This window comes from Roseovarius sp. MS2 (assembly GCF_051447875.1).
Classification (GTDB): domain Bacteria; phylum Pseudomonadota; class Alphaproteobacteria; order Rhodobacterales; family Rhodobacteraceae; genus Roseovarius; species Roseovarius mucosus_A.
This window is the reverse complement of sequence record NZ_JBKHVF010000001.1, coordinates 2503491-2526502: the sequence shown is the minus strand read 5'-3', so window position 1 is coordinate 2526502 and position 23012 is coordinate 2503491. Positions and strand designations below refer to the sequence as shown.

The 23012-nt window shown below is 61.7% G+C and carries 26 protein-coding genes; 12 read left to right on the top strand and 14 right to left on the bottom strand.

The features are described from left to right. The first annotated feature begins 3 nt into the window (after window positions 1–3). The 3 genes from ACLGGT_RS12430 to ACLGGT_RS12420 all read left to right on the top strand — a co-directional run bounded on the left by ACLGGT_RS12430 (window position 4) and on the right by ACLGGT_RS12420 (window position 2427). Complete coding sequence (locus tag ACLGGT_RS12430; protein ID WP_008279951.1) at window positions 4–576, top strand: cob(I)yrinic acid a,c-diamide adenosyltransferase; 573 nt, start codon at window positions 4–6, stop codon at window positions 574–576. Window positions 577–742: 166 nt separating this feature from the next. Continuing rightward, entirely contained in the window at window positions 743–1501 is a 759-nt protein-coding gene (locus tag ACLGGT_RS12425; protein ID WP_008279950.1) for an electron transfer flavoprotein subunit beta/FixA family protein, read from the top strand. Next, entirely contained in the window at window positions 1501–2427 is a 927-nt protein-coding gene (locus tag ACLGGT_RS12420; RefSeq protein WP_037297306.1) for an electron transfer flavoprotein subunit alpha/FixB family protein, read from the top strand. Before ACLGGT_RS12425 ends, ACLGGT_RS12420 begins: the two co-directional genes overlap by 1 nt. A 48-nt stretch (window positions 2428–2475) precedes the next feature. Here the strand turns inward: ACLGGT_RS12420 and ACLGGT_RS12415 are convergent, their stop codons facing one another. Then, window positions 2476–3309 carry a DUF6473 family protein gene (locus tag ACLGGT_RS12415; RefSeq protein ID WP_375554070.1) on the bottom strand — a complete coding sequence of 278 codons (834 nt, stop codon included), beginning with the start codon at window positions 3307–3309 and terminating at the stop codon, window positions 2476–2478. 160 nt (window positions 3310–3469) lie between these two features. Between ACLGGT_RS12415 and ACLGGT_RS12410 the strand changes: the two genes are divergently transcribed. After that, the gene (locus ACLGGT_RS12410; protein ID WP_008279947.1) at window positions 3470–4345 is read left to right on the top strand and encodes a 3-hydroxybutyryl-CoA dehydrogenase; all 876 of its coding nucleotides are present in this window, start codon (window positions 3470–3472) and stop codon (window positions 4343–4345) included. A 3-nt stretch (window positions 4346–4348) separates the two neighbouring features. On the opposite strand, the gene ACLGGT_RS12405 is transcribed toward ACLGGT_RS12410, so the two are convergent. Genes ACLGGT_RS12405 through ACLGGT_RS12375 form a run of 7 tightly spaced genes read right to left on the bottom strand, consistent with a single transcriptional unit; the run spans window position 4349 to window position 9781 of the window. Beyond that, complete coding sequence (locus tag ACLGGT_RS12405; RefSeq protein WP_008279946.1) at window positions 4349–5236, bottom strand: lysophospholipid acyltransferase family protein; 888 nt, start codon at window positions 5234–5236, stop codon at window positions 4349–4351. A gap of 48 nt (window positions 5237–5284) precedes the next feature. Further along, a complete protein-coding gene (locus ACLGGT_RS12400) occupies window positions 5285–5560 on the bottom strand; it encodes an HPr family phosphocarrier protein (RefSeq protein ID WP_008279945.1) in 276 nt (91 codons plus the stop codon). Between the two features lie 16 nt (window positions 5561–5576). Continuing rightward, on the bottom strand, window positions 5577–5969 hold the full coding sequence (locus ACLGGT_RS12395) for a PTS sugar transporter subunit IIA (protein ID WP_008279944.1): 393 nt from the start codon (window positions 5967–5969) through the stop codon (window positions 5577–5579). Between the two features lie 14 nt (window positions 5970–5983). Continuing rightward, the gene (rapZ, locus tag ACLGGT_RS12390) at window positions 5984–6913 is read right to left on the bottom strand and encodes an RNase adapter RapZ (protein WP_008279943.1); all 930 of its coding nucleotides are present in this window, start codon (window positions 6911–6913) and stop codon (window positions 5984–5986) included. Between the two features lie 12 nt (window positions 6914–6925). Next, the gene (locus ACLGGT_RS12385) at window positions 6926–7363 is read right to left on the bottom strand and encodes an HPr kinase/phosphorylase (protein ID WP_437196311.1); all 438 of its coding nucleotides are present in this window, start codon (window positions 7361–7363) and stop codon (window positions 6926–6928) included. Window positions 7364–7367: 4 nt separating this feature from the next. Next, window positions 7368–9080, bottom strand: a complete 1713-nt coding sequence (locus ACLGGT_RS12380; RefSeq protein ID WP_008279941.1) for a sensor histidine kinase — start codon at window positions 9078–9080, stop codon at window positions 7368–7370. Next, a complete protein-coding gene (locus tag ACLGGT_RS12375) occupies window positions 9080–9781 on the bottom strand; it encodes a response regulator transcription factor (protein ID WP_422002380.1) in 702 nt (233 codons plus the stop codon). Before ACLGGT_RS12375 ends, ACLGGT_RS12380 begins: the two co-directional genes overlap by 1 nt. Window positions 9782–10151: 370 nt before the next feature. Here ACLGGT_RS12375 and ACLGGT_RS12370 point away from each other — a divergent pair, with 370 nt between their 5' ends. The 5 genes from ACLGGT_RS12370 (at window position 10152) to ACLGGT_RS12350 (ending at window position 14660) form a co-directional block, all read left to right on the top strand. Further along, window positions 10152–11750, top strand: a complete 1599-nt coding sequence (locus ACLGGT_RS12370) for a phosphoenolpyruvate carboxykinase (RefSeq protein ID WP_219435282.1) — start codon at window positions 10152–10154, stop codon at window positions 11748–11750. Window positions 11751–11901: 151 nt separating this feature from the next. Beyond that, the gene (locus ACLGGT_RS12365) at window positions 11902–12363 is read left to right on the top strand and encodes a RidA family protein (protein WP_008279938.1); all 462 of its coding nucleotides are present in this window, start codon (window positions 11902–11904) and stop codon (window positions 12361–12363) included. Beyond that, on the top strand, window positions 12360–13127 hold the full coding sequence (locus tag ACLGGT_RS12360) for a glycerophosphodiester phosphodiesterase family protein (protein ID WP_437196308.1): 768 nt from the start codon (window positions 12360–12362) through the stop codon (window positions 13125–13127). The genes ACLGGT_RS12365 and ACLGGT_RS12360 overlap by 4 nt, the downstream gene beginning before the upstream one ends. Before the next feature lie 55 nt (window positions 13128–13182). Beyond that, window positions 13183–14367, top strand: coding sequence for a GNAT family N-acetyltransferase (locus ACLGGT_RS12355; protein ID WP_008279935.1), 1185 nt, complete (start codon window positions 13183–13185; stop codon window positions 14365–14367). After that, window positions 14364–14660, top strand: a complete 297-nt coding sequence (locus tag ACLGGT_RS12350) for a 4a-hydroxytetrahydrobiopterin dehydratase (RefSeq protein ID WP_008279934.1) — start codon at window positions 14364–14366, stop codon at window positions 14658–14660. Before ACLGGT_RS12355 ends, ACLGGT_RS12350 begins: the two co-directional genes overlap by 4 nt. Before the next feature lie 67 nt (window positions 14661–14727). On the opposite strand, the gene ACLGGT_RS12345 is transcribed toward ACLGGT_RS12350, so the two are convergent. From ACLGGT_RS12345 to ACLGGT_RS12325, 5 genes are read right to left on the bottom strand one after another with little or no spacing between them, the layout of a single operon-like run. Continuing rightward, the gene (locus tag ACLGGT_RS12345; RefSeq protein WP_008279933.1) at window positions 14728–15108 is read right to left on the bottom strand and encodes a hypothetical protein; all 381 of its coding nucleotides are present in this window, start codon (window positions 15106–15108) and stop codon (window positions 14728–14730) included. Between the two features lie 13 nt (window positions 15109–15121). Further along, complete coding sequence (flgM, locus tag ACLGGT_RS12340) at window positions 15122–15424, bottom strand: flagellar biosynthesis anti-sigma factor FlgM (RefSeq protein WP_008279932.1); 303 nt, start codon at window positions 15422–15424, stop codon at window positions 15122–15124. 60 nt (window positions 15425–15484) lie between these two features. Then, window positions 15485–16183 carry a flagellar basal body P-ring formation chaperone FlgA gene (gene flgA, locus ACLGGT_RS12335; protein ID WP_151978588.1) on the bottom strand — a complete coding sequence of 233 codons (699 nt, stop codon included), beginning with the start codon at window positions 16181–16183 and terminating at the stop codon, window positions 15485–15487. Beyond that, window positions 16180–17268 (bottom strand): flagellar assembly protein T N-terminal domain-containing protein, encoded by a 1089-nt coding sequence (locus tag ACLGGT_RS12330; RefSeq protein ID WP_437196304.1) that lies wholly within the window; start codon window positions 17266–17268, stop codon window positions 16180–16182. The genes flgA and ACLGGT_RS12330 overlap by 4 nt, the downstream gene beginning before the upstream one ends. 3 nt (window positions 17269–17271) lie before the next feature. Continuing rightward, window positions 17272–17790 carry an LPP20 family lipoprotein gene (locus tag ACLGGT_RS12325; protein WP_437196302.1) on the bottom strand — a complete coding sequence of 173 codons (519 nt, stop codon included), beginning with the start codon at window positions 17788–17790 and terminating at the stop codon, window positions 17272–17274. Between the two features lie 162 nt (window positions 17791–17952). Between ACLGGT_RS12325 and flhA the strand changes: the two genes are divergently transcribed. The 3 genes from flhA to ACLGGT_RS12310 are packed head-to-tail and all read left to right on the top strand — an operon-like array spanning window position 17953 to window position 21958. Then, entirely contained in the window at window positions 17953–20103 is a 2151-nt protein-coding gene (gene flhA, locus ACLGGT_RS12320; protein WP_151978586.1) for a flagellar biosynthesis protein FlhA, read from the top strand. An 11-nt stretch (window positions 20104–20114) separates the two neighbouring features. After that, window positions 20115–21233, top strand: a complete 1119-nt coding sequence (locus ACLGGT_RS12315) for a hypothetical protein (protein WP_437196301.1) — start codon at window positions 20115–20117, stop codon at window positions 21231–21233. Further along, a complete protein-coding gene (locus ACLGGT_RS12310; protein ID WP_081507941.1) occupies window positions 21230–21958 on the top strand; it encodes a sigma-70 family RNA polymerase sigma factor in 729 nt (242 codons plus the stop codon). The genes ACLGGT_RS12315 and ACLGGT_RS12310 overlap by 4 nt, the downstream gene beginning before the upstream one ends. Before the next feature lie 22 nt (window positions 21959–21980). Here the strand turns inward: ACLGGT_RS12310 and ACLGGT_RS12305 are convergent, their stop codons facing one another. After that, on the bottom strand, window positions 21981–22985 hold the full coding sequence (locus ACLGGT_RS12305) for a Hint domain-containing protein (protein ID WP_437196299.1): 1005 nt from the start codon (window positions 22983–22985) through the stop codon (window positions 21981–21983). Between the last annotated feature and the right edge of the window lie 27 nt (window positions 22986–23012).

Sequence of the window (23012 nt, the reverse complement as noted above, 5' to 3'; positions counted from 1 at the left end):
TCCATGGTGGTTCTCAACAAAATCTACACGCGCACCGGCGATGCGGGGGAAACAGCACTGGGCAATGGCACCCGCGTGGCCAAACATTCGGCCCGCGTGACGGCCTATGGCACGGTGGATGAGGTCAACGCGACCGTGGGTCTTGCCCGGCTCTATGCCAAGGACGAAACCGACGATGCGCTGGCACGCATCCAGAATGACCTGTTTGATTTGGGGGCTGATCTCTGCCGCCCGGATATGGAGCGTGACAAGGATGCCGAATATCCGCCCCTGCGCATGGCCTCCAGCCAAGTTGACCGGCTGGAAGCCGAGATTGACGCCATGAACAAGCATCTGGAGCCGCTGCGCAGCTTCATTCTGCCCGGTGGATCGCCCTTGGCCGCGCATCTGCATCTATGCCGCACTGTGTCACGCCGGGCAGAGCGCCTGACGGTAGAGTTGTCGGCGCTGGAAAACGTCAACGAATCGGCGCTCAAATATCTGAACCGTTTGAGCGACTGGTTCTTTGTCGCCTCTCGCATGGCCAATGACAGCGGGAAAGCGGATGTTCTTTGGGTTCCCGGTGCCAATCGCTGAAACACTCTGGCAACATTCTTGCGCTGAAAACCTGAAACGCGACGTCGCCGGACGATAACGTGACGATTTTGCCCTGTTTCCCGTGCGGCTGAGCCGGTATCAACGCGCTGGAGAGATTATCCGGGGGGCGCACTGCCCCCCACCACCATTAAGGGAGACCATGCCAATGAAGGTGCTCGTGCCTGTCAAGCGTGTGATCGACTATAACGTGAAAGTTCGTGTGAAGGCGGACGGGAGCGGTGTCGATCTTGCGAATGTGAAGATGTCGATGAACCCGTTTGACGAAATTGCCGTCGAAGAAGCGATTCGCCTCAAGGAAGCAGGCAAAGCCAGCGAAGTCATCGCAGTCTCTATCGGCGTGAAACAGGCGCAGGAAACGCTGCGCACGGCGCTTGCCATGGGCGCGGACCGGGCCATTCTGGTGGTCGCCGCCGATGATGTGCATCAAGACATCGAGCCGCTCTCGGTGGCCAAGATCCTTGCCAAAATCGTCGAAGAAGAGGCACCCGGCCTTGTGCTCTGTGGCAAGCAGGCGATCGACAACGACATGAACGCCACCGGACAGATGCTGTCGGCGCTTCTGGGTTGGTCCCAGGCCACCTTTGCCTCGTCGCTTGACGTGGACGGCGACACCGCCGTTGTCACCCGCGAAGTCGATGGCGGCTTGCAGACGATCAAAGTCAAGACGCCGACCATTGTCACCGTCGACCTGCGCCTTAACGAGCCGCGTTATGCCAGCCTGCCCAATATCATGAAGGCCAAGAAAAAGCCGCTGGATGAGAAAACCGCCGCCGATTACGGCGTCGATGTCACGCCGCGGCTGGAAATCACCGGCACCTCCGAGCCCGCAAGCCGCGCGGCGGGTGTCATCCTCGGCTCGGTCGACGAGCTGGTTGCGAAACTCAAGGAAGTGGGAGCCGTATGATGTCTGTTCTTCTTCTCGCCGAAGTCACCGATGGGGAATTGTCGCTGGATGCGACCGCCAAGGCGGTCACGGCAGCGGCCAAACTGGGCGATGTGACCGCGCTCTGCTGTGGCGCCTCTGCGGCGGCGGCTGGTGCTGCGGCGGCCAAAATCGCCGGTGTCAAAAAGGTGCTGGTGGCCGAGGATCCCTCGCTTGGGCACCGTTTGGCAGAACCCACAGCGGCGCTGATCGTCAGCCTCGCGGGCGACTATAGCCATATCGTGGCCCCTGCGACCACGGACGCCAAGAACGTGCTGCCGCGCGTGGCCGCACTCCTGGATGTGATGGTGATTTCGGACGCCTCAGGCGTGGTCGATGCCGATACGTTCGAGCGCCCGATCTATGCCGGCAACGCGATTCAGACCGTTAAATCGCGCGACGGCAAAAAAGTCATTTCTTTCCGGACCTCGACCTTTGACGCAGCGGGCGAACAGGCCGCAGCACCGGTCGAGACAATTTCGGCCACGCCGAACCCCGGACTGTCGGAATGGATCGAAGACAAGGTTGCGGCCTCTGATCGCCCTGAACTGACCTCGGCGGGCGTCGTGGTGTCGGGCGGGCGCGGTGTCGGCTCCAAGGACGATTTCGCACTGATCGAAGGGCTTGCGGACAAGCTGGGAGCCGCTGTCGGGGCTTCTCGCGCCGCAGTCGACTCGGGCTATGCGCCAAACGACTGGCAGGTTGGACAGACCGGCAAAGTCGTGGCCCCCAACCTCTATGTCGCCGTGGGCATTTCCGGCGCGATCCAGCATCTTGCTGGTATGAAGGACAGCAAGATCATCGTCGCCATCAACAAAGATGAAGAAGCGCCGATTTTCCAAGTGGCCGACTACGGCCTTGTCGCTGACCTCTTTACCGCCCTGCCGGAACTGACCAAAAAGCTCTGATTTGCGGCAAAGCGAAACCCACACCCGCGCCTGATCGGCGCGGGTTTTTTATTTGCGCAACAAGGTTTCCAACACCGGCGACAGGGCACGCGATGCCTCGGAATGGGCCAGCAAACCGGGCAGATCGGCGGCGACCCCCTCTTGCATCGGATCAAACCGCATGCCGCGTGTGCCCTGCGCACACGCCTCGGGGCTGATCACCACCTCAACCACATGGGCCGCACGGGCCCCCACAGCGCGCAGCATGGCGCGGCTGACGAAGGCAGGATCGTCCGCGATGCCCGCTGCCTCATGCCCAAGGCCGGGCAGATGCCGCGAGAACCACATCAACACGACTGGCGCAGTCATCCGTTCAAGCAACGCCTGCATGCGCGCCACCCAGACCTCTTGCAGACCTTCGCGCAGCACCGCAAACCGGTCAGGCGAAATATCCGCCAAGCGCTGCATCATGTGGCGGGTAAAGTGGAACTCGGTAAAATCGACCTCAGGATAGAGGCGGCGCAAGCGGGGGCTCGCCTCTAGAAAGCGATCGTTGCGGCGCGGATGCACCCGGTAGAACGGATTGCAAAGGTTGATCGCCCCCGGCACCTGCAACACCACGGCGCGCGCGGCTGACACCAAATCAAGCAGGCCCTCATCCTTGAGAAAGGCATCGACACCGGCATTTGGCCAGCCGAAATTGACGCAGGCCGTTCCCAAGGATCGCTCCATCAGATCAGGATAGGGTCGGTCAATGAAGGTGCCATAGGTTTCAGTGCCGCCAAGGCAGGCCACGAAATCCCCCGTCAAGCGGCGCTGCGGGCCGCGAAATACCAATTTTGACCCGTCATACCGGACAGGCCGATAGTCGAGGGGCCTATGCCCCAAGCGTTCAAATCCCATGTTACCCACCTTGATCTACTCACCCATGGAAAGGGTGGACGATTCCTCTTGCTAAATCGCTAAACGACCAATTCGCGGATTATTTTACCTATCCCATGCCCTTGCGGCCTACGCCCGCTGCGGCCTATGCTGCTGCAGCAATCGGACAGGGATCGGGCGGATGGACATCACGAGAATCGGTGTGGTTGGCGCGGGCCAGATGGGCAACGGCATCGCCCATGTGATGGCTCTTGCGGGCTACGATGTGCTGCTCAACGACATCAGCGCCGAGGCGCTGGATCGTGCCATGGCGGCCGTCCGCAAGAACATGGAACGCCAAGTCAGCCGGGGCAAGATCGCGCAAGACACCATGGAGGCCGCACTAGCGCGGATCACCACCACCCAGACCCTGACCGATCTGGGCAAGACCGATCTGGTGATCGAAGCCGCGACCGAACGCGAGGCAGTCAAACAGGCAATTTTTGATGAACTCTTGCCGCATCTGGAGCCGCATACGATCCTGACCTCGAACACCTCGTCGATCTCGATCACGCGGCTTGCGAGCCGCACCGACCGGCCCGAGAAATTCATGGGCTTTCATTTCATGAACCCGGTGCCGGTTATGCAACTGGTGGAACTGATCCGGGGCATCGCCACAGACAAGGACACGTTCAACGCCTGTCTCGCCGTGGTCGAGAAACTGGGCAAGACCGCGGCTTCTGCCGAGGATTTTCCGGCCTTCATCGTCAACCGCATCCTGATGCCGATGATCAACGAGGCCGTCTACACGCTCTATGAAGGGGTTGGAAACGTCAAATCCATCGACGAGTCCCTCAAACTTGGGGCCAATCACCCGATGGGGCCGCTGGAATTGGCGGATTTCATCGGGCTTGATACCTGTCTTGCGATCATGAATGTGCTGCATGACGGTCTGGCGGATACCAAGTATCGCCCCTGCCCGCTGTTGACGAAATATGTCGAGGCTGGGTGGCTCGGGCGCAAGACCGGGCGTGGGTTCTACGATTATCGCGGAGAAGTGCCCGTGCCAACGCGGTGAGCGTTACTTGCTGCTATCGCCCAATGAGAGCGTATGGGCGCGCAGCCATTCCATGAAACCGCGCGGGTCGCTTTCCAGCATCGCCATGCGCTCGTCGCTGATCGGCGCACCTACAACCGGCTTTTGGGCATTGTTGCAGCTATGCACGACCTCATGCAAAAGCAAACCTTGCCGCAGGGTGGCGGACGTGCGGTTGGCGATCTGATACCAGCGAGAATTCGCCCCCGGAAAAAAGATTGGCACGACGCGCGCACCGGACCGTCGGATCATCTGCGCGGTGAAGACATTCCATTCCCGTTCTATTGCAGGCCCAAACATCGTATCGCTTGAGGCCACGACGCCCGAAGGAAATACGCTGATAACGCCGCCCTCTTTGAGATGCGCCATCGCCTTGGCACGCATCTCGACCGATTTGCGCTGTGCATCGGGTTCGTGGGGAAACGGGACAGAGATCATGTAAGAGGCCGCCACCTCGTCGATCCCGGTCAAAAGCGCGCGGGTGAGGATCTTGTAATCACTCCGCCGCCGACCGATCAGATCGGCAAGGATCATCCCATCCACCAGACCATGCGGATGGTTGGCCACCACCACCACCGGCCCCTCAAGCGGGATATGCGCCACTTCTTCATCCGGGGTCAGCAGGGGAATACCCATGGTATCCAATGCCGCGCGCCAAAACGCCTGACCGGTTGGGGCACCACGTTTCTCGAATTTGCGGATCATGCGCAGGATGGTGATCTTGCCGGTCATCCATTCCATCACGCGGATGATGAACGAAGTCAGCCCGTTGTCAAAACTATTGGCATAGGTCAGGCTGCGGCGGTCGTATTTAGTATAGAGGACCGTATCGCCCGTCTCTGTGCCGGACTCTGGCTGCGCCTTGATGTTCACTGCTTTGTTCCTGTCCCGCTCGTGTCGCGACTTCCCGATCCCGCGCGCTTACATGCTTTCGCCAAACCTGTCGGCAACCAGTGCCGAAACCGCCTCTGCCAGAGGGGTTGCATCCGGCCCAACGACTTCGACGTCAATAGTGGTTCCTTTGGCCGCTGCCAACATCAAAAGCCCCATGATGCTATCGCCCGAGGCGGATTGGCCATTGCAAGAGACCTCTGCACGGGCGTCAAAACCCTCGACCACCTCGACCAATTTGGCCGCGGCGCGGGCGTGCAACCCCTTTTCGTTGACGATCTCCATCCGGCGGATCACCTTGTCCATGCTCACCCCTGCCTTCCTACTCTTCTGATACATTATGGCTGTCGATGTATTTGCGCCCTGCCTCAAGCGCTGCGCGCACCGCATCAGGCAACGGCATGTGTCGGCTCTTGGCCAGCTTGATCAGCATCGGCAGGTTCGCACCATAGAGTATGCGCCGATCATTCGGGCGACAGGCGCGCAGCGACAGGTTCGAGGGCGAGCCGCCAAAGATATCGGTCACAAGCACAACGCCGCCACCTGTGTCGACCGCATCAGCCGCTGCACAGATCTCGTCTTGTTTGGCGGTGCGATCATGGTCGCCCTCGATGGAAATCGCCATCACCCCGGTCTGGGCCCCCACCACATGTTCGACGGCCCTGAGATACTCATTGGCCAGCCCGCCATGCGCCACGATCACGATCCCGATCAAGACTGCGTCACTCCTCAGACGTCGCGGGCGGGGCCGGGGGCCTCTGCCCCGCTGCGCCGCTCCAGTTCTCGGTGCCTTATTGACACTTGCCAGCCATCTTTCGCAAGGGTCGCACCCAAAGTTTCTGCCATCGCCACGCTGCGATGTTGTCCGCCAGTGCAGCCAAAGCCTATCGAGAGATAAGCCTTGCCCTCGGTCTCATAAGCAGGAAGCAGCAGTTCGACAATCTCTGTTACCCGCTGGCGAAATTCTGCAAAGAGCGGATCGCCCGCAATATGCGCCGCCACTTGGGGCACACGCCCGTCAAGGGCCCGCAGGTCTGGCTGCCAATAGGGATTGCGCAGAAACCGGCAGTCAAACACCATATCAAGGCCGCGCGGCAGCCCCCGCTTGTAGGAAAACGAATGCACCGAGACCGCAAGGCTTTCGGCATCGCCCGGCCCATACCAGCGCCCCAATTCTGCGCGCAGGTCATGCGGCGTCATGTCGGACGTGTCGATCAGCAGATCAGCCCGAACACGGACCGGGGCGAGCAGATCGAATTCGCGCGCGATTCCGGCCTCGGCACTCTCGTCCGGGGCCAGCGGATGCCGCCTGCGGGTTTCGGAAAACCGCCGTTGCAGGATTTCGGCGCGGCAATCAAGATATAGCACCTGCAACGGTTGGCCGGGGTGCCAATCACTGCGGTCGATCATCTCGATCAGGGCATTGGTCGAAAAATCACGGTTGCGGGCATCAACACCAAGTGCCAGCGGCTTGTCGGATTTTGGCGCCTCCAAAAGACGCGGCAAGAGCGAGAGCGGCATATTGTCGATCGCTTCATAGCCCATGTCCTCAAGCGCACGGATCGCGGTGCTGCGCCCGGCACCAGAAGGCCCCGTGACCAGAACAAGGCGATTGCGCGTCTTTCCGGCCTCTGTTCGAGCGTCAGGCTCGGACGGCATGGTATGGCTCCTTCAGATCAACGTCCCATGCATGAGATATAGCAGGACCGCAGCCGGAAAATGAGCATGATCCGCTTTTTTTACAAGCAGCAGGCTCTGCCCCAGAAGATCGGCATGTTCGAGCGGTGGCAAGCGATCCGTGCTTTCGGTGTCCAGATCGACAATCAAGGCAAGCGGCTTTGGCCCGGTCGAGGGTATTTGCAGGATACCCATACCGCGCGCCTCGATCTGCCCGCGAATGGTTTCAGGCGCATCCGCCATGATGCGCCCCGCCTCAAGCCAGAGACGGGTGCGGTCATCGGCGACCAACCCCGCGCCAAGCGCCAGAAGTTGCAGGGCAAGGCCGGACTTTCCGCGCCCCGATGCCCCCCGGATCAGCACCGCGCGGCCAGAATGCGCCACGCAGGTGGCATGTAGGATGATGTCGGCGGGATGAGGCGTGTCTGTCACCGGCTCAGACCGGCAGACCCACGACAAAGCGCGCGCCCAAGGGATCCGAGGTGGCATCGGCATGGGTGGGACGAATGTTTTCAGCCCAGATCACACCATCATGCGCCTCGACGATCTGTTTGGAGATCGCAAGACCAAGGCCAGAATTATTACCGAAATCCCCCTCGGGCCGCTCGGAGTAGAAGCGTTGGAAGACCTTTTCCAGCGCCTGTTCAGGGATACCAGGGCCGGTATCTTCGACCACCACCAGCACGCGATTGGCACGGCGGCGCGCCCAAACGCGGATTGCGTCGCCCTCTTCGCAGAAACTGATGGCATTGGTGATGAGATTGACAAACACCTGTGCCAACCGCCCCTCAAGCCCGGTGGTGACGATGGGCTGAGGCGGGAAATCCATGATGAATTCGATCCCGTTCTTCTGCGCCTCTTCGCCCAGATAAGTCCCAAGGTTCTGCAACATCTTGAGCAGATCAAAGGATTCTTGTTCTTCCTTGACCAATTCGCTGTCAAGCCGCGAGGCATTGGAAATATCGCTCACCAGACGGTCCAGACGGCGCACATCATGTTCGATCACCTCCAACAGACGCTCGCGCTGATCGTCGCGCTTGGCAATGCGCATGGTGCCCACGGCAGAGCGCAGGCTGGCGAGAGGGTTCTTGATCTCATGGGCCACGTCAGCGGCGAATTGCTCGTTGCTGTCGATCCGGTGGTAAAGCGCCGAGACCATGCCGCGCAACGCACCGCTAAGACGCCCGATTTCATCGGGGCGCGCGGTCAGGTCGGGGATACGGATACGTCCCTTGGCCCCTTTGCCCTTGTTACGGTCGCGCCCGATTTCCGCAGCCGCCGCCAGATCGGCCAAAGGGTTCGAAATGGTCGAGGCAAGAATGAGGCTGAGACCCACCGATACCAAAGTGGCAATCAGGAACATCTGAAGCACGCGCTCGCGCTCTACCCTTGCCAGCTTGTCAATCTCGCCGCTGGCATTGGCCAACGCCACCACCGCGACAGGTGTATTGCCTTGCATCACCGGGGCGGCCACCGTCAGAACAACGCCCTGCGCGGTCTCGGCGGTGCGCACTTCTACGCCGCCGCCCACTGCCAGATCGACCATGTCACGGGCCACATCCTCGACCACACGGCTGGCAGAGACCTGATCCACGCCAGAAAACGGGCTTGAAATCCGATCCCACACCCGGCTGAGAAAATCCGTCATTGGCGTTGATGGCAGGGTCGCAGTGCGGTCCTGCCCCATCGTATCGCCCTGCTTGCGCCCCACCAACATGCCGGTGCGATCAAACAAAAACACCTCTGTTCCGGTCTGAATATCCAGATTGTCCAGCGTGGTGGCCATATCCACCCCATCGCCGGTTGCAAAACTGACCGGCGCACCGACGGGCAGACGCGCCTCGACCACATCCGCGATCAGGGCTGTCTGCACCATCAGGCTGTTGGCGCGTTGCATCGCGAGATTGTCGCGTGACGAATTGAGATAGAGGATACCCACAACCAGCACGTTGAGCGCAATCAGGTTGAAGGTGATGATCTTGCGCGTCAGCGAGGAGTCACGAAAGCTGAACCAGCCGCGCTTGGCGCGACGGGCGTTCAGCTCTCCTTCGTCCAGACGATCCGGTGCGACAAAATCATCGCCAAGGACAAGGTCGTTATCCTTTCGCGGCTGCACGCTCCGCACCCCTATCCGCTCGACCAGAGCCATTATTCTTCGTTGTACCGATATCCGATACCATAAAGCGTCTCGATTGCCGAAAACTCAGGATCGACCATGCGCAGCTTCTTGCGCAACCGCTTGATGTGGCTGTCGATGGTGCGGTCGTCGACATAGACCTGATCATCATAGGCCACATCCATCAGCTGATCGCGGCTTTTGACGAAGCCGGGCCGCTTGGCCGGCGCCTGCAACAGCAGGAATTCGGTCACGGTGAGTGACACATCCTGCCCTTTCCAGCTGACCGAATGGCGCAGCGGATCCATCAAAAGATTGCCGCGTTCGATCACCTTGGTTTCTTCGGTTTCGACAACGACATGCCCATTGGCTGCATCCTGACGGCGCAGAAGGGCGCGGATCCGTTCCACCAGCAAGCGCTGCGAGAACGGCTTTTTCACATAGTCATCGGCGCCCATGCGCAGGCCCAGAACCTCGTCGATCTCATCATCCTTGGAGGTGAGGAAGATCACGGGCATCTGCGATTTCTGGCGCAGGCGTTGCAACAGGTCCATGCCATCCATGCGCGGCATCTTGATGTCGAGCACGGCCATATCGGGCAATTTCTTGCTAAAGGCGTCAAAGGCCTGTTGGCCATCATTATAGGTTTCAACCTCAAAGCCTTCGGCTTCGAGTGTCATGGATACGGATGTCAGAATATTCCTGTCATCGTCCACGAGGGCGATTTTGGACATAGTTCTATTCCTTTTACTGCTCGGTCTGCCTGCATTTTTTGTGCCACTATGCTCTGTTTCCGGTCGTTTGATCAATTCAAATCTGCGAATCAGCCGGGTCGCCATGGTCGATTGACGCAGAAATTTCTTGAGAATGGCTAAATTGACTCACTTTACACGCTCTGGCAGTGCAATGTTTGCGCCACCATCCACTTGGTTGCGCTAACCTGCGGCTGGTTGCGCTAACCATATGAATCTGCCCTGTTATTTTTCCAAAGCGGCATGTTAAGAGCCGCGCAGCCGGGCATGCTGCCCGACCGACGCCGCCCAAGCGGCGCCCTGAACGATCCCGTAGCAAAGCTGCGGATCTGGCGAACAGGAGCTTGACAATATGACATTCGGACGGGTGAACCCGCATTTCCAGCTTGAGGATCAAGGTATCACGGGGCTGGGAACGGTCCATTACAACCTCATCGAACCGGCCCTGATCGAAGCCGCGCTAAAGGCCGGTGAGGGCACCCTGGGCCAAGGCGGCACGCTGCTTGTGACCACCGGCAAATTCACCGGCCGGTCGCCCAAGGACAAGCATATCGTCAAAACCGACAGTGTTGCCGACACGATCTGGTGGGAAAACAACGCCGCCATGTCGCCCGAAGGGTTCGATGCGCTCTATGCCGATATGCTGACCTACCTTAAGGGGCGCGATGTTTTTGTTCAGGATCTGATCGGCGGTGCCGACCCCGCGCATTCCATCAACATGCGGATGATTTCGGAACTTGCGTGGCACAGCCTCTTCAACCGGACCATGCTACGGCGTCCAAAGCGCGACGCGCTGGACAGCTTCATCGCTGATTTCACGGTCATCAATTGCCCGGGGTTCAAGGCGGATCCCGAACGCCACGATTGCCGCTCGGAAACGGTGATCGCAATGAATTTCGACCGCAAGCTGATCCTTGTGGGCAATACCGAATACGCCGGTGAAAACAAGAAATCGGTGTTCTCGCTGCTGAACTACCTCTTGCCGGAAAAAGGCATCATGCCGATGCATTGCTCTGCCAATCACGCGGAGGGCAATCCCGTCGATACCGCCATCTTCTTTGGCCTCTCGGGCACTGGCAAAACCACGCTATCGGCTGATCCCAACCGCACGCTCTTGGGTGATGACGAACATGGCTGGTCGGATCGTGGCACCTTCAATTTCGAGGGGGGCTGCTATGCCAAGACCATCAATCTGAGCGCCGAGGCAGAGCCGGAAATCTATGCCACCTGCGGCATGTTCGGCACGATCATCGAAAATATGGTGTTCGATCCTGAAACGCAGGAGCTGGATTTCGAGGATGACAGCCTGACGCCCAACATGCGCTGCGCTTATCCGCTGCATTACATCTCGAACGCGTCAGAGACCGCGCTTGGTGGGCACCCCAAGAATGTCATCATGCTGACCTGCGATGCCTTTGGCGTATTGCCGCCAATCTCGCGGCTGACTCCGGCACAGGCGATGTATCACTTTCTCTCGGGATTCACCTCCAAGATGGCGGGCACGGAGCGGGGGATTGATGAACCGCAGCCCGTGTTCTCCACCTGCTTTGGCGCGCCCTTCATGCCGCGCCGGCCAGAGGTCTATGGCAACCTTCTGCGCGAAAAGATTGCCAAGCATGGCGCAACCTGCTGGCTGGTCAACACCGGCTGGACGGGTGGCGCATTCGGCACCGGCTCGCGGATGCCGATCAAGGCGACGCGGGCGCTTTTGACCGCTGCTCTCGATGGCTCGCTCAACGATGTGGAGTTCCGCAAGGACCCGAATTTCGGCTTTGACGTGCCGGTGGCGGTTCCCGGCGTGGCCGAGGTGCTGCTTGATCCGCGCCGAACCTGGACCGATCCCACCGCCTATGATGCGCAGGCGGCCAAGCTGGTGCAGATGTTTGCCGATAATTTCGCGCAATATGTCCCCTTTATCGACGAGGATGTGCGCGCGGCGTCGCTGGGCTAAGCCCCCCATTCGGGAACGCCTGGACCCTCGCCTTGACGGGCGGGGGTTTTTCTTTGGGCGCAAATCGCGCGCGTCCTGTCGGATTTCCGATTTCCTTCGCCGCGCTCTGCCGTTAGCGTCCTGCCAATGTAGTCAGAAGGGAGACAAAGACATGAGCCAGTTCGAGAAAAAGCTTGCAGAGATGGGCGTAACCCTACCCGAGGCCCCTGCCCCCGCCGCCAATTACGTGCCCTATGTGCAGGCCGGTGACATGCTTTTTGTCTCGGGCCAGATTGCCAAGGAGGGCGACACGCTCTTGACCGGCAAACTGGGCGATGATCTTGACGTGGCGGATGGGGCCAAGGCCGCGCGCGCCTGTGCGATTGCCCTTTTGGCGCAGGTCAAAGCAGCCTGCGGCGGTGATCTTGACCGGCTGGTGCGGGTGGTGAAATTGACGGGTTTCGTCAACTCAACCGCCGATTTCACCCAGCAACCCGCCGTCATCAACGGCGCGTCCGACTTTATCGGAGAGGCCTTGGGCGATGCAGGCAAACACGCGCGTGCCGCTGTTTCGGCCCCCTCATTGCCTTTTGGCGTGGCGGTGGAAATCGACGGGGTATTCCAAATCAAATGAGAGCGCTGCCCGACGGTTTCCGCCGTATCCCGCTGGCCCATCGCGGCCTGCATGACGTGACCGATGGTCGCCCCGAGAATTCACGCGCAGGTATCGCAGCGGCAATTGCGGCAGGCTATGGGATCGAGATCGACCTGCAACTGAGCCGTGACAATCAGGCGATAGTGTTTCACGACTACGACCTTGGCCGGCTTACGGCGGAAAAAGGCCCGGTGCGGCAACGCGATGCGGCGGACCTCGCGCAAATCCCGCTTTTGGGCGGGGATGAGGGGATACCCGACCTGCCACAGATCCTTGACCTTGTGGCAGGCCGCGTCCCGCTCTTGATCGAGCTGAAGGATCAGCAGGGGCAAATGGGCGCAAGCTGTGGCACGCTCGAGGCCGCCACCGCAGCGGCGCTTGCGGGCTATGTGGGGCCGGTTGCAGTCATGTCTTTCAACCCGGATATGGTGGTGCAGATGGCCCAACTTGCCCCCGATACGCCGCGCGGTATCGTCACCTGCGCCTACACGCCCGAAGATTGGCCGCTGTTGCGCGCAGAGACCCGCGCGCGCCTGCGCGACATCCCGGATTACGAAGCAAGTGGCGCTTGCTTTGTCAGCCATGACATCGACGATCTGACCGCCCCGCGCCTAGACACCCTGCGCGCCAAGGGGTCCGCGATCCTCTGCTGGACCGTGCGCAGCCCAGAGGCCGAGGCGGAGGCGCGCAAACATGCCGACAATATCACCTTTGAGCGCTATTTGCCCGATTACCCGGCTTGATCCGCGCGCCGCGTGACCCAATTAATCCGCCGGGGCAAAGGAACCGTCAGGGCAGATGACGCAAGATCAGATCACCGTCACCCTGCATGAGCGCCTGTCCGACATCGGGCAGGTGGCTTGGGATGCCTGCGCCTGTCCCGAAACCGCCGAAGGCAGGCCAGACGATCCTTTCACCACCTACCGCTTTCTCAAGGCCTTGGAAGACAGTCGCTCGGTCGGCACGGGCAGCGGTTGGCAACCGCATTACCTGAGCGCCGAACAACATGGTCAGATCATCGCCGTGGCCCCGCTTTACCTAAAATCCCACTCTCAAGGCGAATACATCTTTGATCACAACTGGGCGCATGCCTATGAACGTGCGGGCGGGCGCTATTACCCGAAATTCCAGATCGCCGTGCCCTTTACCCCCGCGACAGGCCGCCGCCTGTTAACCCGTCCGGGGTATGAGGACACGGGGCGCGCAGCATTGATTGAGGGCGCGCGCGATGTGGCGCTGCGCAATGGGCTGTCATCGCTGCATATCACATTTTGCACGCAAGCAGAGTCAGAGGCGGGCGCAGCCCTTGGCCTATTGCCCCGGCGCAGCCAGCAATATCACTGGATAAATCGCGGCTATGCCGATTTTGACGCCTTTTTGGCCGATCTATCCTCGCGCAAGCGCAAAGCGATCCGCAAGGAACGCGCCCGCGCTGCAGAGTTCGGCGGCGAGATTGTGACCCTGACCGGCGATCAGATCCTGCCCGAACACTGGGACGCGGTCTGGGCCTTTTATCAGGACACTGGCGCGCGCAAATGGGGCACGCCCTATCTCACCCGCGCCTTTTTCACCCGTGCGCATGAAACGCTGCGCGATGATATATTGCTGATCCTCGCCTTGCGAAACGGGCAACCTATCGCGGGTGCTTTGAACCTGATCGGCGCATCGGCGCTTTATGGCCGGTATTGGGGCGCGATCGAGGATCATCCCTGCCTGCATTTCGAACTCTGTTATTACCGGGCTATCGAATTTGCGATTGCTCAGGGTCTGCAAAGAGTAGAGGCTGGCGCGCAGGGCGAACATAAATTGGCGCGCGGCTATCTGCCGGTGGCCACACATTCGCTGCATTGGCTGCGCGATCCCGGCTTTGCCGAGGCGGTGGCGCAGTATCTCAAGGCCGAGCGTGCCGCAGTTGACCAGGATATAGATATCCTCACCAGCTATGGGCCGTTCCGCAAGACCGCACAGGAGGATCACGAATGACCGAGAAACTCAGCGACACCGCCCGCAAGACAACGCTGGCACCGCTTTTGGAGAATGGCTGGGCCATGGTCGAGGGGCGTGATGCCATCTCCAAGACCTATAAATTCAGCGACTTTCCCGAAGCTATGGGGTTCATGACCCGTGCCGCGATCTGGGCCGAGAAGTGGAACCACCATCCCGAATGGTTCAATGTCTATTCCCGTGTCGAGGTTACGCTGACCACACATGATGTGGACGGATTGAGCAGCCTTGACGTGAAGCTCGCGCGCAAGTTCGACGGGCTAGTGGGCTGACGCGCAAAAAAAACGCCCCGGCCTATGGCCGGGGCGTGGTTATCGCAGGTTCGTACTTTGTTTGCGCTTAGTGCTTGCGCAGCTTGCGGATTGCTTCCAGCTCCGAGGCGCTAATGCCGGTGTTGCGGGCGATGCTGTCGGGCTTTTGGCCAAATCGGGCCATGTCGATGGCCTGTTCGATCATGCGGTCACTCACCAGCCAGTCGAAATCGCGGCGCATCTCGTCCATGCGGTCGGCGATGCTCATCAGCGATGCCTCGTCGCTCAGGCCCAGTCTGTGACCCAGACGCCGTGCGATATGGTCAATCTCCGGATCGCTCAACCGCAGGACCTGTCCGCTCAGATGCGCCAACATTCGCGCGATCCGAACCGAGACCGCCACAAGCAGCGGCAGGGTGATCATGCAAAGCACCGCGAGCGCGTAGAGGGTAATTTCAAAGTAGGTCATGCTCTGCCTTGTCTCAGCGCGTCATCGCGCTGTAGTCCTGAAAAATGCTGTCGGCGATGCGCTTGGCATCAACCGGATAGTTGCCGTTGGCGACCGCCTCTTTGATCCGCGAGACACGCTCGGCATCAAAGGGCGGGCCTTGCTCGACCATTTTCTCGATCACCCCGACCGAGGCCGAAGAGCTGAGTTTCACGGAATCCACCGCACTGACGGGCTTGTGTGCCTTGGCACCACTGGCACCGCCCGGTGAGGCCTCGGTCGAGACCGGCATGAGCCGCGGTCGCGCGGCGTGGGAAGAATTGACTGAATCGACCATCTGATCTCTCCGGTGAGGCGCCATTGGGGCGCTGTTCTTGGAGTGAAAAACGGCAGGTCTTCACCGAATGTTAGGACGCACCGTCACTTTGTTGCGTCCCGTCACGGTAACATGCACCACCTCGCCACTGCCAGCATTGGTCACGCGGATATCCTGCCCCATCTGGCCGGGCTCCAGCGCGACGCCCGCTGCCTCGATCCGAATACCGCCGAGATCGGTGGCAATCGTCACCGGGCCACCCACATCGACCTGCCAGTCATGTTCCAGATGCCGCGCCAAAAGCGGCTGACCGGCACCCAAGTTGCTTTTGAGGCGGCGACCGATGGCCGTCTCTGGCGACATCACCAGATCGCCCCGCGCGCGCGCGCCAATCGGGGCTTCACGCAGATGCGTGGCCTCAAGAACGGTGCCGCGCGGCAGGCTTTCGGTCAGCACCAGAGCGGGGCGTTGCGGTGCATCGTCGGCCACCCCCGGCAGGCGTGGCGCGGCGGCCCCGCCTTCGATGCGGATCACCCGGCTCCAGCCACCCGGGCTGGCGCAGGTCACTTGCACCGCCTGCCAGCCGCCCTGATGTGGCGCGACGTTGAGGGGGTCCATACAAGGGGGATAGGGCCGATTTGCCGAGACCACCGGCGCGCCCCCCTGCCCTGCATCGCGCAGCGCTTGCGCAATCACCGCCTGCACCGCCTGTCCGTCCAGAGCCGCTGCATCAAGGGGCAAGAGGCAGGCCAAAACCACAGCAATTCCGCCCCGGATCACAGCCCCGCCTCGACAAAATAGACCCGCAAGCCATTGAAACTTGCCGGGGAGCGTGTGGGATCGAGCGGGCGTAACGTGGTACTGCGATTGTCGAGGCTGACCACTTCCAGCAGGCCGAAGCCGTCATTGGGATCATCGACAAAAGCAAGGCTTGCCCGCGTCAGCCCATGCCGACGCCCCAAGGGCACGCTCAGCCCATCCGCACCCAACGCCAGACGCGCCTCGGCGGGTTGGCAGGCCAGACCGTCCAACATGGCGCGCACCTCTTGCAAGAGGCCAGCAGTTAGATCGGTTTCCGCGCGGCTGCGGCTCTGGCCTGCGACATAGCCCGCAAAGCCGCCACGCGGCATCATGGCCTCGCGCTGAAAGCGGCGGGTGACGTTGGTGCCGTCTTGCCCCATCAGCGCAAGGTCAAGCGTGAGGCGCAAGAGCTTGCCTTGCCGGTCCACGGTGATGCTCTGGCTCATGCGGTGATCGCCCGGCGCGGGCAGGGATTGCCCCCGTGTCAGCGCGGTGTAATCCAGCGCCGCCGCAACCGGCGCGGCAGAGACGGGCGCGATCCGTTCCAGATCGGTATCAGGATGGGCGCGCAGTACCTCAATCAGGTCGCGTGCCAGCCCCTGCGCTAGGGGTTCCGCCCAGGCCGAGGCCTCGGGGGTTACCCGGATTTGCGGCGGCGTGGCGCTGACCGTCATCCGCCGGCGCGACGCACAGGCACCCACCGGCATCGGCCCAACTTCCGCCGCGACCCGCACCAACCATTCCCCGTTCTGCAACTGGGCAGACAGGACACGGTGGGTCAGAATACGCCCCGTGGGGCGCAAAATGGTCAGATCGGCGGTGATACGCCCCTTGTCCATCGCGGTATGACCGCGCAAGGACGCGCCACCCGACAGCGCCGCCGTCACCAGCGCCTCGCCAATCGCGCGACGGCGTGCCGCGTCCTGATCGGCGGCAGAGGCGACATAGGCCCGCCCCTCAGCCTCAACCCAGAGCGTTGCCTCTTTGGCCCCAGCCGCGGCACAAAAGAGGCTGCTCAGCAGAACCAGAAACCAGAATTGCGGCCGAAACACATGCCCCCACATGGCCTAGCCCCGCTGCCGCACGGCGCGCAGGATGTAGCGGACCGTATCGGGATCAAGTGCCAGCACCACCTCAAAGGAATCGTCGCCTTTGGGCGTGATCCGCAGGGTGCGCGCCCCCCGGATTTCACCTGCCACCACCGCGCGCACCGTGTCGCTGCGCAAAACCTGATCGTGCAGCGTGCTTTCGGAATTGATGCGGATGCCGTGGATTTGCTCGGTCAGATCGCGGATCGCCTCAAGCCGCGCAGCGCGGACCGCCATCAGGCGCCGCTCGTTGATCGAGGCCCCCGGCTGGGTCGAGACCTGCGACAGGCCAAGCCCGGTGAATTGCACCACCTCAGGTGCCTGCGCCGCCGCAGGCACAGGCAGGCCCGACAGATCATCCCGCAACTGGGCCACGGCCTCGGTTCGGGGGCTGGCATCGGCAGGCAGGGCATCGACCGCACGACCGGATGACATGCAGGCACCAAGCGGCATCAAGGCCAGCGGCAAGAGCAGGGGACGAAGCAATCTGGAGAACATGGGAACCTCTTTTGACGGGGCCAGACAGGCGCGGTTTTCAGCGCCAGACCTGCAAGGTGCGTGCCAGCCCCAAGCCCATTCCACCCCCCCGTCGTGAGACCCGAAAATTGGCACGCGATTTGCACCGATTACCCCGATGTGATGCAACACAAGGGATACCCGATGGCCGCGCTGAGCCGTGCCTCTTACCGCCCACAACTCGGGGCTGGCCTGCTGCCTGTGGGCATCCTCGCCGTTGTGGCGATGATGGTGCTGCCGCTGCCCTTGGCGCTGCTCGACATTTTCTTTGTATTCAACATCCTTCTGTCGCTTTTGGTGCTGATGGTCGCGCTCTATAGCTACCGCCCGCTTGATTTCTCGTCTTTTCCGTCGGTCCTGCTGATTGCCACCGTGTTCCGCCTTGCGCTCAACGTGGCCTCGACGCGGATCGTTCTGACCTCGGGGCACGAGGGCAGCGGGGCGGCGGGCAAGGTGATCGAAGCCTTTGGCAATTTCGTGATTGCCGGCAATTTCGCTGTGGGTCTGGTGGTTTTTGTGATCCTCGTGATCATCAACCTGATGGTTATCACCAAGGGTGCCGGTCGCGTGTCCGAGGTGTCGGCCCGCTTCACGCTGGATGCCATGCCCGGCAAGCAGATGGCGATTGACGCCGATCTCAACGCTGGAATTCTAACCCCGGAACAAGCGCGCGCACGCCGCGCCGAAGTGGGCGAAGAGGCGGATTTCTACGGTGCCATGGATGGTGCCTCGAAATTCGTCAAGGGTGACGCCATTGCCGGTATCCTGATCCTCGCCGCCAATATTCTGGGCGGTATTGTGATTGGCACCGCACAACACGGGCTCTCGCTGGGCCAAGCGGCGGAAACCTACGTGCTCTTGTCCATCGGCGATGGTCTTGTGGCGCAAATCCCGTCGCTCCTGCTCTCGATCGCCACGGCAGTGATCGTGACACGTGTGGCCTCGACCAAAGACATGACGGGCCATATCGGCAGCCAGATCGGCATGCACCGGGCGTGGCTGCCCGTGGCGGCGGTCATGGCCATCATGGGCCTCATTCCGGGCATGCCGAACCTGCTCTTTCTCATCGCAGCGCTTGCCGCAGGCGGCGTAGCCTGGGCCACCCGCAAACAGCTCGCCCCCGGTGAGACCGCACCTGCGGCTGCTCCCGGCCAAGCGCCGCGTCGCGCAGCACTTCCCGCCCCGGGCGGCGCAAGCGCCGGACAGCCGGGCACGCGCCCAGATACAAGCGGGGCCATCACCGCCGAAGAGGTGACGGATTATGCCCCCATCACCATCCAGATCGGTTTCGGCCTCATTCCCCTGATCGAAGAGGGTGCGGGCGGCGCGCTCGTGTCGCGCATTACCGGCATCCGGCGCGAGGTGTCGACGGCCATGGGCTTTGTCATTCCCGGCGTGCGCATCCGCGACGATATGGGCCTGCCCGCCAACAGCTACCGCATCCGTATCCGTCAGGCCATCGTGGCCGAGGATATGGCCTATCCAGATCGCAAGCTGGCGCTGCCCGGCGGCGGCACCACCCGGAAGCTGCGCGGGATCGAGGTCAAGGACCCGTCCTTTGGCATGGATGCCGTCTGGATTCAGCCGCATCAACAGACCGAGGCCGAGGCGGATGACTACGTCGTGGTTGAACCCGCCTCTGTGGTCGCCACCCATCTCAGCCAGATGCTTTATGCCCATGCCGCCGATCTCTTGGGCGCGGATGACGTGCAGGGGCTCTTGGACAATCTGGAACGCTCGGCCCCGACGCTGGTCGAATCCGTGGTGCCGAAACTGGTGCCGCTGCATGTGCTGACCGCCGTTTTGCGCGCGCTCTTGCGAGAGCGGATGCCGATTGCCGACCTGCCACGCATCCTCGAAGACCTGGCAGGCATGTCCGCCCGCCTCAGCGAACCGCAGGATATGGCCGAGGCGCTGCGCCCTGCGCTTGCCCCGCAACTCTTGCAACAGATTGCACCACTCAAAGATAGCCTGCACCTGATCACGCTGGCCCCCGAACTAGAAGATTTGTTGACCCGGTCCAAGCATGAGAGCGCCGGGCTGATCGTCGAGCAGGGGTTAACGCGCCAGATCCTTGGCCAGCTGAACGAGGCGCAGGAAGCGCTGGCCGGTCAGGGCCGACAGGCGGTCGTGGTGGTTTCCGCCGCGCTGCGCCGCGCCTTTGCCGCCTTTCTGCGCACCCATGGTGTCGATGCCATCGTGATGGCCGTCTCCGAACTGCCCGACAATCGCCGCGTCGAGATTGCCGCCTCTATCGGCGGTGCCAGAACCGCCCCGCCAAAACCGTCCAACTGAGGATGTGACCAATGAGCACGATGACCTTTCGCGCCCCCGACAGCGTGACCGCGCTGGAACAGGTGCAACGCCGCCTCGGGCCGGACGCCCTGATCCTGTCCAATGACCTGATTGACGGGCAAGTGGTAATCGTGGCCAGCGATGACGATCCCGAGGCCCTGATCAAACCCGCGCCACGTCTGCGGGCTGTGCCCACGCCGCCGCGCGTCGACGTGGTGATTGATGAACCGATTGACCCGATCACGCCGTCGTCGTCTGGGCTGATGACCGCTACGGTCACAGCAGCTGCACCACGCCTGCCCAGCTTTCTGAATGCCCATGCGCCCAAACCCTTTGACCGGATGCTGGGCGAGGCCAAGGCCACTGCACCTGCCACTGTGCCTGCCACTGTGCCTGCCACTGCCACGGCCCCCGAGACACCCGAAGCGCAAACCCCCGACCACAAAACGCCAGAGCCCGTGGCCCCGGCCCTGCCTGATCCGCTCATCCTGCGCGATCGCCTGCTCTCGGCCCCCCGGATTGTCCTTGTCGGGCCGGTCGGCGCGGGCAAATCGCAGGTCGCCTTGCAACTGGCCCTGATGCGCCTGACCCGCACACCGGGTCTGACCGTAGAATTCTGCTTTTGTGGCACAGGATCGCATGGGGATGGCGCCGTCTTGGCACAGAAATCGCATCTGTTGGGTATGACAACCCTGTTTCACACCCCCGACACCCTCGCCGCGCCGCAAGCGGGCACTGTCCAGATCGTCGTGATCTCAGGGCGGGGCAGCGATGGCACATCTTTGGCCGAAGTCGCACTGGAGTTGCCAGAGGCCCGCGCCGCGCTGGTCGTGCCCGGCGGTCTGCGCCCCGAGCGCATCGCCGCCCTCCGGCAGCGTTGGGCAGAGCGGATAGACTCTGCGATCCTGTCGGGGTCCGAGGACATGCCTGACGCAACCACGGATGTGGCGGCCTTGCTTGATGTGGGTCTGGTGCCGCTCTGGTGCGCCTCCAACGACCGGCTGGTCGAGGGCTTGCGCGTGATCGAAGGCGACAGCGCAACCGAACCCGCGACCAACGATGATCCTGCGCCTTTGGCTCAGCCCATGCTCTTTCGCCACCACGGCCCCGATGCGGAGTCCCGGTCATGATCGCCCCCCAAGCCTATGCGGAACAACAACCCAATCCGACCCGTCTGGTCGAACAGCACATGCCGCTTGTGCAGCGCCTTGCCTGGCATTTCCACGGTCGCGTGGGTCGTTTCATCGAGATCGACGACCTGCTGCAGGCGGGTTATCTGGGGCTGATCGACGCCTCGCAACGCTATTCGGTCTGTGATGGGGTCAGCTTTGCCGCCTATGCGGCCATCCGTATTCGTGGCTCGATCATCGACCATCTGCGCCGCAATTCCAACCTGTGCCGCAACTCCATCACCATGCGCCAAAAGATCGAGGCCACCCGCCGCAAGCTGTCGCAAAAGCTTGGGCGCGAACCCGAGGTGCCGGAACTGGCGCAGTCACTCGAACTTTCGACCGAGGAATTCCAGGACTGGGAAAACCGCTTTCAGACCAATCAGCTTCAGTCGCTCGACGAGGTTTATACCGATCACTCGCTGCTTTTTAGCGATCATGGGTCTACCCCCGAGGATGAGGTTGAGCATATCCAGCTCAAGGCCCTGCTGCAAAGCGCGCTGCAGGATCTGCCCGAACGCTCGGCCTTGGTGCTGCAACTCTATTATGTCGAAGAGCTTAACGTCTATGAAATCGCGGCGATCCTTGATGTCACAACCGGGCGCGTATCGCAGATCAAAAAAGCGGCTATCGGCCAGTTGCGCGACCTGATGCAGGCGCGGCTGCACAACACCGCAGCAGAGTGATCCGCCAGAGCGTGCGGGCGGATCAACCGGCCAAAAGGATTTCGTTCTCGGGAAGGGCCTCGGGCCAGAGCGCCAGCGCGTCGCGGGTTTGCCAGACGCCCAAGGTTTCAGCCAGCGGTGCATAGGCCCGCCCAGCATGACCCGCCACCGCAAGCGCCGCATGCGCCTCGGCCCGCAGCTCTGGTGCCAGTCGCGCAATCATCGCAGGACAGGGAAAAAGGCTCTCGACCGGGGTGCCATTGGCAAGGATCAGTGCGTGGTGATCAAGCAGCAGATGGTGATAGGCCAGCCGCCCGGCCAGATGCGCCACCCGCACCCCCGGCAAACCGACAAACCCCAAGGCGGGGCCTAGGCAAAGCGCGCCATCGGCACCCGGCTCCGGCACAGGCAGATGATGAAACGGCGACAGTTTGAGCGGGCGCATGGGATGCCCGGCCCCCAGCGCCCCAACCTCGAACCTGACCGGTGCCACCGAATTTGAGGTTAGCGGATCAAGATCGACTTCGGTCACTCCCGCCCAGATCACCACCCGCTCTGCGCCTGATGTATCCAGCACTCGATCGCCTGCGACCAGCGTCTGCACATTGCGCTCGCCCGTGGGGGTCAAGAGTCCGGTTCCTGCAACCAATCCCAACGGCATGCCCGCATCAAGACGATAGGCGGCAGCGGTCAGATCGACAATAAGCGCCACCATTCCCGGCGCATGTGGCACAGCTTGGGGATAGAGAAAGAAGGTCTCACCCGTGTCTTCCTGCCGCAAAAGAACCAGATCGCGGGCCTCGCCCTTGGCCTCGATCACGTCAAGCAAGGGGATTCCCGGCTGCGCGCGACCTGAGCCAAGCACAGTGCACGCGGCCCCTCTAAGGGTTACCTGCGCCCCTGGGATCAGCAGCACCCCGTCAACGGACAGCGCAGCCTCGCGCAACTCGGCGAACTCTTCCACGCCGACCGCCGCATGCGACAAGGTCGGGCACGCCCCAAGAGGCGCACCGCCAAAGACCTGATAGACCACGTGCCATTCAGCCATGCCGCTTGCCTTTCCTTGGTGCCGCGC

What these genes read in the sequence shown, in the direction of transcription:
- ACLGGT_RS12430 (WP_008279951.1), top strand. Translation starts at nt 4, where the DNA reads ATGGTGGTTCTCAACAAAATCTACACGCGCACCGGCGATGCGGGGGAA.
- ACLGGT_RS12425 (WP_008279950.1), top strand. Translation starts at nt 743, where the DNA reads ATGAAGGTGCTCGTGCCTGTCAAGCGTGTGATCGACTATAACGTGAAA.
- ACLGGT_RS12420 (WP_037297306.1), top strand. Translation starts at nt 1,501, where the DNA reads ATGTCTGTTCTTCTTCTCGCCGAAGTCACCGATGGGGAATTGTCGCTG.
- ACLGGT_RS12415 (WP_375554070.1), bottom strand. Translation starts at nt 3,309, where the DNA reads ATGGGATTTGAACGCTTGGGGCATAGGCCCCTCGACTATCGGCCTGTC.
- ACLGGT_RS12410 (WP_008279947.1), top strand. Translation starts at nt 3,470, where the DNA reads ATGGACATCACGAGAATCGGTGTGGTTGGCGCGGGCCAGATGGGCAAC.
- ACLGGT_RS12400 (WP_008279945.1), bottom strand. Translation starts at nt 5,560, where the DNA reads ATGGACAAGGTGATCCGCCGGATGGAGATCGTCAACGAAAAGGGGTTG.
- rapZ (WP_008279943.1), bottom strand. Translation starts at nt 6,913, where the DNA reads ATGCCGTCCGAGCCTGACGCTCGAACAGAGGCCGGAAAGACGCGCAAT.
- ACLGGT_RS12380 (WP_008279941.1), bottom strand. Translation starts at nt 9,080, where the DNA reads ATGGCTCTGGTCGAGCGGATAGGGGTGCGGAGCGTGCAGCCGCGAAAG.
- ACLGGT_RS12375 (WP_422002380.1), bottom strand. Translation starts at nt 9,781, where the DNA reads ATGTCCAAAATCGCCCTCGTGGACGATGACAGGAATATTCTGACATCC.
- ACLGGT_RS12370 (WP_219435282.1), top strand. Translation starts at nt 10,152, where the DNA reads ATGACATTCGGACGGGTGAACCCGCATTTCCAGCTTGAGGATCAAGGT.
- ACLGGT_RS12365 (WP_008279938.1), top strand. Translation starts at nt 11,902, where the DNA reads ATGAGCCAGTTCGAGAAAAAGCTTGCAGAGATGGGCGTAACCCTACCC.
- ACLGGT_RS12360 (WP_437196308.1), top strand. Translation starts at nt 12,360, where the DNA reads ATGAGAGCGCTGCCCGACGGTTTCCGCCGTATCCCGCTGGCCCATCGC.
- ACLGGT_RS12355 (WP_008279935.1), top strand. Translation starts at nt 13,183, where the DNA reads ATGACGCAAGATCAGATCACCGTCACCCTGCATGAGCGCCTGTCCGAC.
- ACLGGT_RS12350 (WP_008279934.1), top strand. Translation starts at nt 14,364, where the DNA reads ATGACCGAGAAACTCAGCGACACCGCCCGCAAGACAACGCTGGCACCG.
- ACLGGT_RS12345 (WP_008279933.1), bottom strand. Translation starts at nt 15,108, where the DNA reads ATGACCTACTTTGAAATTACCCTCTACGCGCTCGCGGTGCTTTGCATG.
- flgM (WP_008279932.1), bottom strand. Translation starts at nt 15,424, where the DNA reads ATGGTCGATTCAGTCAATTCTTCCCACGCCGCGCGACCGCGGCTCATG.
- ACLGGT_RS12330 (WP_437196304.1), bottom strand. Translation starts at nt 17,268, where the DNA reads ATGTGGGGGCATGTGTTTCGGCCGCAATTCTGGTTTCTGGTTCTGCTG.
- ACLGGT_RS12325 (WP_437196302.1), bottom strand. Translation starts at nt 17,790, where the DNA reads ATGTTCTCCAGATTGCTTCGTCCCCTGCTCTTGCCGCTGGCCTTGATG.
- flhA (WP_151978586.1), top strand. Translation starts at nt 17,953, where the DNA reads ATGGCCGCGCTGAGCCGTGCCTCTTACCGCCCACAACTCGGGGCTGGC.
- ACLGGT_RS12315 (WP_437196301.1), top strand. Translation starts at nt 20,115, where the DNA reads ATGAGCACGATGACCTTTCGCGCCCCCGACAGCGTGACCGCGCTGGAA.
- ACLGGT_RS12310 (WP_081507941.1), top strand. Translation starts at nt 21,230, where the DNA reads ATGATCGCCCCCCAAGCCTATGCGGAACAACAACCCAATCCGACCCGT.
- ACLGGT_RS12305 (WP_437196299.1), bottom strand. Translation starts at nt 22,985, where the DNA reads ATGGCTGAATGGCACGTGGTCTATCAGGTCTTTGGCGGTGCGCCTCTT.